This window comes from Gelidibacter maritimus, assembly GCF_014062315.1.
Classification (GTDB): domain Bacteria; phylum Bacteroidota; class Bacteroidia; order Flavobacteriales; family Flavobacteriaceae; genus Gelidibacter; species Gelidibacter maritimus.
On sequence record NZ_JACGLT010000001.1, the window covers coordinates 534,789 to 545,684 of the forward strand.

Annotated in this window: 8 protein-coding genes; 7 read left to right on the forward strand and 1 reads right to left on the reverse strand. The window is 39.1% G+C overall.

The window, feature by feature from the left end:
• Positions 1-161 precede the first annotated feature (161 nt).
• Positions 162-2,234, forward strand: a complete 2,073-nt coding sequence (locus H3Z82_RS02240) for a lipocalin family protein (RefSeq protein WP_182202240.1) — start codon at positions 162-164, stop codon at positions 2,232-2,234.
• Positions 2,235-2,274: 40 nt separating this feature from the next.
• Here the strand turns inward: H3Z82_RS02240 and H3Z82_RS02245 are convergent, their stop codons facing one another.
• Positions 2,275-3,837 (reverse strand): GMC oxidoreductase, encoded by a 1,563-nt coding sequence (locus tag H3Z82_RS02245; RefSeq protein WP_182202241.1) that lies wholly within the window; start codon positions 3,835-3,837, stop codon positions 2,275-2,277.
• 248 nt (positions 3,838-4,085) lie between these two features.
• Here H3Z82_RS02245 and H3Z82_RS02250 point away from each other — a divergent pair, with 248 nt between their 5' ends.
• The 6 genes from H3Z82_RS02250 to ltrA all read left to right on the forward strand — a co-directional run bounded on the left by H3Z82_RS02250 (position 4,086) and on the right by ltrA (position 10,809).
• Complete coding sequence (locus H3Z82_RS02250; RefSeq protein ID WP_182202242.1) at positions 4,086-5,864, forward strand: N-acyl-D-amino-acid deacylase family protein; 1,779 nt, start codon at positions 4,086-4,088, stop codon at positions 5,862-5,864.
• 4 nt (positions 5,865-5,868) lie between these two features.
• Entirely contained in the window at positions 5,869-6,900 is a 1,032-nt protein-coding gene (mgrA, locus tag H3Z82_RS02255; RefSeq protein ID WP_182202243.1) for an L-glyceraldehyde 3-phosphate reductase, read from the forward strand.
• Between the two features lie 165 nt (positions 6,901-7,065).
• The gene (locus tag H3Z82_RS02260) at positions 7,066-8,178 is read left to right on the forward strand and encodes a GTPase (RefSeq protein WP_182202244.1); all 1,113 of its coding nucleotides are present in this window, start codon (positions 7,066-7,068) and stop codon (positions 8,176-8,178) included.
• A 164-nt stretch (positions 8,179-8,342) separates the two neighbouring features.
• Entirely contained in the window at positions 8,343-8,561 is a 219-nt protein-coding gene (locus H3Z82_RS02265) for a hypothetical protein (RefSeq protein WP_182202245.1), read from the forward strand.
• A 704-nt stretch (positions 8,562-9,265) separates the two neighbouring features.
• Complete coding sequence (locus H3Z82_RS02270; RefSeq protein WP_182202246.1) at positions 9,266-9,406, forward strand: hypothetical protein; 141 nt, start codon at positions 9,266-9,268, stop codon at positions 9,404-9,406.
• A gap of 140 nt (positions 9,407-9,546) precedes the next feature.
• Positions 9,547-10,809, forward strand: coding sequence for a group II intron reverse transcriptase/maturase (ltrA, locus tag H3Z82_RS02275; protein WP_182202247.1), 1,263 nt, complete (start codon positions 9,547-9,549; stop codon positions 10,807-10,809).
• Positions 10,810-10,896 lie beyond the last annotated feature (87 nt).

The following is a 10,896-nucleotide window of genomic DNA, read 5'->3' on the forward strand; positions in this document are numbered from 1 at the left end:
CGGTGTTTTAAAGTCAAAAAAGGGTAGTAAATCAAACGTACAATAGGTTCATACAGCAATAAATTATGATGTTTTAACTTTGTGACAGAACCGATAATTGATGGTAATACTCGACCAACGTATTACAAATTCATTTACTTTTAACGCCAAAATTGAATCCTATGTTAAAGCGATACCTACTTTGTTTACTCGGATGCTGTTTGTTCCTTTCGTGCAGTACGGACGATGATGGTTCGGACGGCCATTCAAATTTCTATTCTGGAGCCAAAACTTCAGTAAAGACCAGTGACTTGGTGGGGACTTGGACCATTATGAAAATAGGATTTAAAAACCAAATTGCTGACGTGCCTGTCACCTATAGAGAGTGTGGACGCGATTTTGTGGTGTTTTCAGGAGATGATCTTTATACAGAATATCTTTTTCAAAGCAGCGATTGTCAATTCGTGGAGCAAACATTGAATTTTGCACTGAATAATGGGGTGATTACCTTAACCAACAGCTGGGGCCAATCGGACGATTTGGTGGTTACGCAAGTGTCTGCCGATGAACTTGTTTTTAAATCGCGGTTGGACATTGATGATGATGGCAAATTGGACATTGTTGTGGTCTATCTTAAGCGCTATGTACCCACAAAATTTGACATGGTTTCTAAAACCTTTAATAGAAATCCGGAGAATTCCCATAATGTGATCAGTTTTACTTGGCAGCCTTACTTTGATGCGCAATCGTTTGTAGCCTATGAGGTTTATCGTAGTGCTGGTCCAAACGCTTCTAAAGGGAATGCGGTCCTGATTGAAACCATTACCGATATTAATACTACAGAATTTACCGATCTGACACCTCCAGCTGAAGAGCGTTTGGGGTACTATCTCAAAACTAAAGTAAGTACGGGAACTTTGGGTGAAAGCTACTTCCATACCTTGGATACTTATACACTTGAAGCCACACCAGTTAATTTATATCAACCCGAAGTGGCCGGCACGACCATTCTATTGAATTGGGAGGAAAGTGAAATGCCTTATTTTTCACATTATGAAATTTCATATTCCAATTTTCCCGCGGGATATGCGGGTTACGGCAAACAGATGGTTAGTGTTGCTAAAATTTCAGATAGAGGGGTTACCTCGTTTATAGATGAAAATCCACCGTTTCTAAAAAATCCAGTTTATAGTATTCGCGTTTATGATATTTTTGGAAATAAAACCTACCCGAGTCCACAGGACTATACCACCGCTTGGGAAGTAAATTATCAAAAGGAAGGACTTTTACCATTACATCGGATAGCTTCACATGCCATTGATCCTACTGAGCCTATTATTTATTTCTATGGGAATCAAACTGAAGGGTCCTATAAACCGGCGTTGTTTCGATATAATTATGAGACCATGCAAATGAAAGTGGTGACGGAAAATATCGCTAATACATCAACAGACCTCCCAATTAAAATCGTCACTTCGTCTCATGGAAAGGAACTGTTAATAGGTTTAGGAAACGATTTGCACGTGTATGATGCAGCAAACTTAGACTTTAAATATGTTATGAAACCCAATGAAATTCGTATGTTGAATGATTTTGGGTATTCAGCAACAGGGTATTGGATCCTTACAGATTTCGACACTATTTATAGTTTTAAAAGAAATGGAAGCAGTCTGAGCCTTGTGGATTCCAAACCTCATTTTACCACACACCAATCCGTTTATAATTATAATGTGTTGGAAATAGAAAATAATCAGTGGTTAGTGGGGCATAAGAATGAAACTTCAAGTATGCTTTATACAATTGCAAATGATGGGCAAATCTCGTTTGACCAAACCGTATCCGTACCCATTAAAAATTACGGTGGAGGCCGAACGCAATTCAACGCTGCTGGGCATTATCTGATTAATTTTGAGGACAGACAATTGTACTCAACGCTCGATTTCTCATCTCTACAGTATTTTCAACATCCTTATACCGCATTTGGATTAAGTGTCAATGGGCATCTAATTTATGGCACAAGCAATGATCCAGAGTGGTCCGTAAATGAAACGAGTGCACATATCAAAGAAGCCGTTATTTATAATCGAAATTCCCAACAAGTGCAAAAGATGGCAACACTTGGGTATCCCTTATTTATATTTGAAAATTTCAGGGGCGAGGTGATTTCGATTTCCAGTGGATTGAAAAAAGCGCATCTCAGAGAAAGCCTCAGTTATACGACGGATTTATTCATTGAAAGATTAGATTTACCCTAAGTCAAGATTTCAATGTCTAAACGTTGAAAATTTTTAATAGTTAGGTGGATTTATTGGGAATCTGATCCATTGCCCGTTCCGCAATGGCGGTAATGGATAATGACGGATTGACTCCTGGGTTGGCGGAAATCATCGCACCATCAATGACTAGCATATTTTGATAGCCGAACACGTTATTATCTTTATCTATAACTCCTGTAGCAGGATCTTTTCCCATAACTGCACCGCCCAGGATATGAGCTGTAGATGGTATTCCCGCCAAGGTCTCTAAAGCGAAAGAAGTGCTGACCCCATTTATCGCTTTTCGGTAGGCTTTGACCAGTGCCTTAGATTCTGGGATAAACGGCGTTGGCGCCAAACCTGTACTTACGGTTGAAGTCATTTGCCCAAAAACATTGCGTTTAAATTTTAAAGTGCTGTCCAAAGTTTGCATAAAAAGTAGGACGACCGTATTTTTTGCCCAACCATTCACAAAATATATTTTAAAATAGTCGATTGGGTTTTTTAGGAATTTAGCTACAATTTTAAACAGCCGGGAGATGACATTCGATCCAGTGACGTAAGGTAGATGCACCAATTTCCAGGCGTTGGAGCCTTCTCCATATCGGCAGATTTCCAGATGGCTGTTGTCGTCCGTATTCAGGATGCTGCCAATGGCAATGCCTTTAGAATAGTTTTTGTCCTTGTCAAGTCCTGAAACACTGACCAAAGTTTCATTGTTACTGCGGATATCTTCGCCCAGTTTATCCGATAAGTTGGGTAAGGATGATAGTTTCAGCTTGAGCAATAATTTTACGGTACCCAAAACACCGCCCGAGAATACGACTCCTTTGACTTTGATTTTTTGATGTTTTTTGAAGAATTTAGTACTGTTTTTTATATAAACTTCATAGCCTTCAGAACCGTCGGCAACGTTGATAGGCTTTACATCGTAGACTTCGTTTTCGGCCAAGATCTCCGCACCGTTTTTCTGGGCCAGGTAGAGGTAGTTTTTGTCCAGCGTGTTTTTAGCATTATACCGGCATCCGGTCATACAGGCTCCGCAAAAATTGCATCCAGAACGCTCCGGGCCTTCACCATTAAAATAGGGGTCTTTTTGCGTTTTATTCGGTGTTCCAAAAAAAACGGCGACACGGGTGGCGTCAAATCTGTCCGCAATGCCTAAATCTTCTGACATTTTTTTGAGTCCCAAATCGCCATCAAACAATTTTGGATTTTTAGTAGCACCCAACATCCGTAAGGCTTCTTTGTAATAAGGCTTCAATTCGTTTTCCCAATCGTTGAGATCGCTCCAACTTCCAGATTTAAAAAAAGCTGATTTTGGGGTGGGTAAGGTATTGGCATAAACCAAAGAGCCGCCCCCAACTCCAGTTCCAGAAATGACAGCGATATGTCTAAAAACGGAAAGTTTCATGATGCCAAAAAACCGTAAACCAGGCATCCATAGCCATTTTCTGAAGTTCCAATTAGTTTTTGGAAAATCATTGGCTTTAAACCATTTTCCTTTTTCAACCACCAAAACCTTGTAGCCTTTTTGGGATAACCTTAAGGCACTCACTGAACCTCCAAAACCACTGCCTACTATAATATAATCGTATTTCATTTTAATTTTCCGTTGCGAGGTTTACATGAGTTGTCTCGATCACGAATTTAGTAAAAATAAATCGGCCTTGAATATAGAGCAGTTGAAGAGTTGTTATTGTGTTATTAGATAAGATTTAGGTGTTTTTGGTTTCGAAGGTTTCAGAAAATTAAGCCTGTAGTCAGAAAAACCTCTTTTGTCTTAAATATAATATAGGATAATTGGTATATTTAGCTACCTATAATGAGCTATAAAGAATTATTGAAATCATGAAAACACTTATTAAAAATGGATTGTTTTTTTCTGGAATGCCCAATGAAAAAGCTATTAAACAAGATGTATTAATTGACGACGACGGTCGTATTTTGGAAATAGGCTTAAGCAATTCATTTTCTGAAGAGGGTTTAAACATAATAAATGCGGAAGGGCAATGGATTGTTCCTGGGTTTGTCGATTCGCACACCCATTATGATGCTGAACTTTTGGCTTCTCCCGGACTTAAAGAATCGGCTCGGCACGGCGTTACCACCATCATTTTGGGAAGTTGTTCGGTTTCGGCGGTATATAATTCGGCAGAAGACACCGCCGATTCATTTACGAGGGTTGAAGCGATTCCAAGAGATGTCATGTTGCCCTTGTTGGAAAAGGAAAAAACTTGGAATACACCAAAGGAATGGAAGGCATATATCAGCAAGCTGCCTTTAGGAATCAATATCGCTTCGTTTATAGGCCACTCCGACATACGAATGAAAGCGATGGGAATCAAACGCTCTTTAACCGATAATGAATCTGCAACACCTCAAGAAAGAGAGATGATGCTGGACATGTTGAACGATGCCTTAGACGAAGGTTTTATCGGGTTATCTACCATGGATAATCCTTGGGATAAAATGGACGGGGACAGATATTGGTCCCATAAAACGCCTTCATTTTACGCGTCGTGGAAGGAGAGAAAAAGCCTGATCAATCTACTACGAGAGCGGGATGCAATTCTTCAGGGAGCTCCCAATTTGGTTACTCGAATCAATGCCCTTAATTATATGTTGGCGAGTGCTGGTATTTTCCGAAAACCGCTAAAAACGACCATGATTGCCATGATGGATCTCATTGGCGATCGTTATATTTATCCAATGGTGGCCTTCGGTTCCAAAGCCATAAATAGTTTGGGAAATGCAAATTTCAGAATGCAATCGCCACCTTGCCCGTTTACGGTATATTACGATGGTGTAGATTCGGTCATGTTTGAGGAATTTCCCAGTGGTGAGGCCTTGAGACATTTGGCCAAAGAATTGGACCAAAGAAACGAACTTATAAATGACCGTCAATTTAGAGAAAATTTCAAAAAGGAAATAAAGAAAAAATTTGCGCCAAAAGTCTGGCACAAAGACTTGAGCAAAGCGGTCATCATCGATTGTCCTGACGCCAGTTTGATCGGGAAAAACTTTTATGAAATTGCTGAAGAAAACAATAAGCATCCGGTAGATGAGTTTTTAGATACCATCATAAAATATGATAAAAAAATACGATGGACTACAACCATCGCCAATGATAGAAAGGAGAAATATAAGAACCTCTATAACTTCAAATACAACTTGATCAGTTTTTCCGATGCCGGCGCCCATCTCAATAATATGGCGTTCTACAATTTTCCTTTAAAAATGATTAAAATCGTACAGGATTCCATAGACAAGGGAGAACAAATCATGACGATGGAAAAATGTATCTGGCGACTTTCAAAAGAGCAAGCCGATTGGTTTGATCTGGATTGTGGCTATCTGGCTAAGGGGAAAATGGCTGACTTAGTGATTTTAGATCCTGAAAAACTTAAGAACATTACTGAAAACGTTGACATTGAGCCGATAAAGGAATTTGATAATTATGACAGATTGGTCAATAGAAATGAAGGTGTGGTCTCAAGAGTCATGGTTGGAGGGAAAACAATTTTCGAAAACGAAGACTTTGTAGAAAATTACGGGAAAACAGAAAAATATGGTCGATTCTTAGAGAAAGTCGGACAAAAGAATAAACACTTAAAAAAAGCAGTATAATTAAATGAATAACAATCAACAATCAATTCCGGAATACGAAGCACAATCAAATCGCTATGATACGATGACGTATCGACGCTGCGGTAAGAGTGGCATCTTATTGCCCGCATTATCCCTTGGGTTATGGCATAATTTCGGCCATGCCGACGATTTTACAAATGCCAGAAACATTGTGCGAACCGCCTTTGATTGCGGCATCACACATTTTGATTTAGCCAATAACTACGGTCCGCCGTATGGCTCGGCCGAGGAAACCTTTGGTAGAATCTTAAAGAAGGATTTTAAAAACTATCGCGATGAGCTCCTGATTTCGAGCAAAGCAGGTTGGGATATGTGGGATGGCCCCTATGGGGATTTGGGTTCCAAAAAATATTTGATTGCGAGTCTCGATCAAAGTTTAAAACGAATGGGATTGGATTATGTGGACATCTTTTATCACCATCGTCCTGACCCCGATACGCCTTTAGAGGAAACCATGGGCGCCCTGCATCAAATGGTGCAACAGGGAAAAGCGCTTTATGTGGGTGTGTCCAGTTATCCAGCCAATTTAACCCGACAGGCGAGCGAAATTTTGGACCGAATGGGCACCAAATTATTGATTCACCAACCGCGTTATAATATGATGGACCGCTGGGTGGAAGACGGTTTATTGGATGAACTCGAAAGTCAGGGGACAGGTGGCATTGCCTTCTCACCCTTGAGTCAAGGCATATTGACTGATAAATACCTTAAGGGGATTCCAGAAGACTCAAGAGCGGGAAAAGACAAAAGATATCTCAAGCCTGAACAACTCACTACAGATAAATTGGAAAAGGTAAAGCAGTTGAATGAAATAGCAGAAACCAGAGGTCAAAGTTTAGCACAAATGGCGATTGCCTGGCTTTTAAAAGATGATCGCATCACTTCTGTATTGGTGGGTGCAAGTAGTCCTGAGCAAGTTCGTGAGAATGTAAAATCGATTGATAATTTAAAGTTTTCAAAGGAAGAATTAACGGCCATTGAGAGTATATTAAGCGATGAAAACGAAAAACAGTAATCAATAAAATGATACCTTATAAAGGCTATTGTAACCTATAGATAGTTAGTTTTTGCATTTACAAGCGACTCTAAGCACAGGTGTTGTTTATTTAAAATGTATTAAATTCGCAGCTTATTATCGATCAATAATTTGATTAAACACCCTTGTTAGTCCCATCAAAAAATGAGCAAAAACAAAGAAATTGCAAATCTCGAAAAGAAACTTAAAGCCGATCTGGATAAGTTTGAATCCGCTAGAATAAAATGTGGCATCATCGGTAGGAGCGGGGTTGGAAAATCCTCTCTGATCAATGCCATTGTTGGGGAATACATTGCAGAAGTGGGCGAAGTAGAAACAACCATGGAGGTTGGAAAACCTATAGACCATAGAGGTTTGAGTTTTTACGATTTGCCGGGATGCTCAACCATCAATTTTCCAAAGGAGGAGTACCTTGAGACCTTTAATATCAGCCATTTTGATTGCGTCATTGTAGTGACGGCCGACCGGTTTTACGAAGATGATCTGTACTTAATAGATGAGCTTTTAAAAATAAAAATGCCTGTCTTTGCCGTTCGAACAAAAATAGACTATTCCATTGATCGCGCGTTAAGACGCGATATATCTGAAGAGGAAACCTATAACACCGTTTTGAATGACCTTGAACAAAATCTTAAAGGCTACCGACTCAAGGGTATTTATCTAACTTCAGCAGACTATCCGCAAGAATATGACTTAGGCCAACTTTTGGATGATATTTATTCAAGCTTGGGGAGAATCAAGCAGCAACGTTTTGTAGCTGATATCAACATCACCAGCCAAAAAATCCTATCAAAAAAAAAAGAACTCGCAAATAAGATTGTAGGCATGCACTCAGCCTTATCAGCGGTGAATGGTGTCAATCCTATTCCTGGACTTGATGTTGGGGTGGATATATCTTTGCTCACAAGAATGGGGGTCCATGTCAGGGATATTTATTGCCTGGGCGGTGAGCAACAGCATTTTATAATGGATTTGTTGGATAAAAACAACGCCAAAGTTTTGACCGCTAAAGCCCTTCAGTTTAGTGTCAAATATTTAGGAAAAGATGCGATTATGCTTTTGTTGAGAAGAGCAGGTGCAACAGTAGCGGCAAAATCGGCTTCTAAGTACTTCCCTTTTATTGGCATAGCCATCTCATCAACGGTTGGCTTTTTCCTGACCTCCACCATAGGCAAAGATATGGTTAAGGATGCCGAGAGCATTGCCACGGAAAATTATAACGCTCTGAAATCACTAAAGATTAATAGGGACGCCTAATTATTAGGGACGTCTAATTATTTTTTAGATGCATTTATGTGATCATTAAAATCAGAACCGATATTAATTACTTTTCGGGTTTAATTACTCGAAGTTGGGCTTCAAACAAAAAACGACAAACCGTGCAAAATTTTTCGTAAATTTCAATATTAAAATATTCTTAAATGGACATTAAAACAACAAAACTGGAATTACTCAAGGCTATTTTGGATAATGAAAATTCCGAGTTTATTCAACGTGTATCAGATTTTGTAAAAAAGGAAAAAAATGACTTTTGGAATGAATTAAGTATGTCTGAACAAAAAGAAATAAAAGAGGGAATTGAGGACTTGGATAATGGGAAACGAATTTCCTATGATTCTTTTTTAAAGAAAATTTCATAGTAAATGAAAGTATTCTTATCTGAACTTGCTGAATAAAAACTCCTGAAACTTTCGGAATATTTATTAGAAAATTGGAATTTAAAAACGAGAGATAAATTCATTTCAAAACTGACTGAATAAATTGAGCAAATATCTTAACAACCATCCAGTTGTCCTACACCATCGGAATTTGATAATCTCTATAAATGTGTCGTAACTAAACAAACAACATTTTACTACAGAGTTAATTTGGAAAAAAGGAAATTGAAATAATAACAATTTTTGACACAAGACAACATCCTAACAAGCTTAAAAAAGATATCGAATAAAAAGTACTAAAGCCCAACATATGCATAAGCAATAGCTTGTTCTGGCATACTTGGAAGATCCTGCAGATTTTCCAATGGCAAGTGCCTCTTTGCAATTTTCCGTGACTAACCACGCCACCGCTCATAGTGTGCCAAGAATCAACCACGGCAATAAAAGGTTGAATGCTGTAAATAAGATGATGGTAGGTCCATCAGAGTCGTTGTATAGGCGATGGCTCTAAACCACCTAAAGGTGCTGCAATTAACAGTTGTGGTGCTGAGCGTTTAGGAGAATCTAGTCCAAAGAGATTAGCAGGTACGAATAAAGGAGTTGAACGAAAGTGAACCATCGAAGAGGTGTCGAGAAGTTGCTATCCCCAGTCAAAAGCTACGAAGTATGATACGGAGTGAAAAGTAATGTTAGCAATAACATTAATTACAGAGGAAACCTATTTATTTTCTGTAAGGCTGGCGTCATTCAGATGGCAAGAACTTTATTCAGGCTTATTTACGGAACTTGGGAAACTGCATACAAATGGCAAGGGAAATGCACAATAAGAACAACTTAGAGGCAGAATACCGAAGTTGTATGCAGAGACAGATTAACCCGTAGTAGTGATGAAGTTTCTGTAATGGAAATGGAGCAAAGGGGTTAAGTTGTACAGTTGCATTTTACAAATCAACTTACAAAAGTGAGGATGAATTTATGGAATGAAACAAAATCAATACCGATAAGCCGCCAAATGGTTTGGGAGGCCTATCAAAAAGTGCGTTCCAACAAAGGGAGTGCTGGAGTGGATGCGATAGATATGCAAGAATTTGATGCCGATCGCAGAAGACACCTTTACAAACTTTGGAATCGTATGGCATCAGGGAGTTATTTTCCACCACCTGTCAAAGAAGTAGAGATATCCAAGAAAGACGGTTCTATCCGTAAATTAGGCATACCTACCATTAGCGACAGAGTTGGCCAAATGGTGGTCAAAATGTTTGTTGAACCAAGATTAGAGGCAGTATTCAGTCCCAATTCTTTCGGCTATCGACCAAAGAGAAATGCCCATCAGGCATTATCAAAGGTAAGAGAAAACTGTTGGAAACAAAACTGGGTCATTGACTTGGACATCAAAGGTTTCTTCGATAATATTGACCATAACAAACTGATGCTTGCCGTAGAGAAACACGTGCCCGAAAACTGGGTAAAACTCTATATCAAACGATGGCTGGAAGCACCCGTTATTACAATATCTGGAAAACGAATCCAAAAGCAAGGAAAAGGAACGCCACAGGGCGGAGTGATCAGCCCTTTACTGGCAAACCTCTTTCTACATTATGCTTTTGACAAATGGTTGGAACGGACAGATAAAAATGTAGTCTTCACACGTTATGCCGATGACGTGATACTACACTGTAATACAAAAGCCCACGCAGAAAAAGTACTTAATCTAGTGCATCAAAGAATGGCTTCGGTAGGATTGGAATTACATCCACAAAAGACAAAAATTGTCTATTGCCGAGACTACAGAAGAAAAGAAAAATACCCAACAATCAAATTTGATTTCCTGGGATATTCTTTTCAGCCCAGGACTGCCTTCTCTAAGAAAAAGAGGAAGCTGTTTTTAGGGTATGATTGTGCCATAAGTATTGGTTCAAGAAAACGAATCGCTGACAAGCTAGAAGAGCTCGGCGTAAACAAACTTACTTTTAAAAGCATCGTAGGAGTAGCCCAATATCTTAATCCAATAATCAGGGGATGGGTGCGGTACTATGGTAAATTTAAGATGTATGAACTTACAAAAGTCTTTCGGTTACTCAGTAAAAGATTGGTTTGGTGGGCAAGGAAAAGGTATAAGCGATATAAAACCAGTATTTCGAAAGGGTACCAATGGTTAGCAGAGGTTAGGAAACAATATCCAACACTGTTTTATCATTGGAACTTCAATCAAATAAATTGTATTGCTTAGATTTGTACAACAAGAGCCGTGTGAGGGGAGACTTTCAAGCACGGTTCTGTGAGAGGCTTAGGGTGAAACTCCCTTTGCCTACTCGAT

Excerpts from the sequence above, each read along its gene's own strand:
- ltrA (WP_182202247.1), top strand. The coding sequence starts at position 9,547 with ATGAATTTATGGAATGAAACAAAATCAATACCGATAAGCCGCCAAATG.
- H3Z82_RS02260 (WP_182202244.1), top strand. The coding sequence starts at position 7,066 with ATGAGCAAAAACAAAGAAATTGCAAATCTCGAAAAGAAACTTAAAGCC.
- H3Z82_RS02265 (WP_182202245.1), top strand. The coding sequence starts at position 8,343 with ATGGACATTAAAACAACAAAACTGGAATTACTCAAGGCTATTTTGGAT.
- H3Z82_RS02245 (WP_182202241.1), bottom strand. The coding sequence starts at position 3,837 with ATGAAATACGATTATATTATAGTAGGCAGTGGTTTTGGAGGTTCAGTG.
- H3Z82_RS02250 (WP_182202242.1), top strand. The coding sequence starts at position 4,086 with ATGAAAACACTTATTAAAAATGGATTGTTTTTTTCTGGAATGCCCAAT.
- H3Z82_RS02270 (WP_182202246.1), top strand. The coding sequence starts at position 9,266 with ATGTTAGCAATAACATTAATTACAGAGGAAACCTATTTATTTTCTGTA.
- H3Z82_RS02240 (WP_182202240.1), top strand. The coding sequence starts at position 162 with ATGTTAAAGCGATACCTACTTTGTTTACTCGGATGCTGTTTGTTCCTT.
- mgrA (WP_182202243.1), top strand. The coding sequence starts at position 5,869 with ATGAATAACAATCAACAATCAATTCCGGAATACGAAGCACAATCAAAT.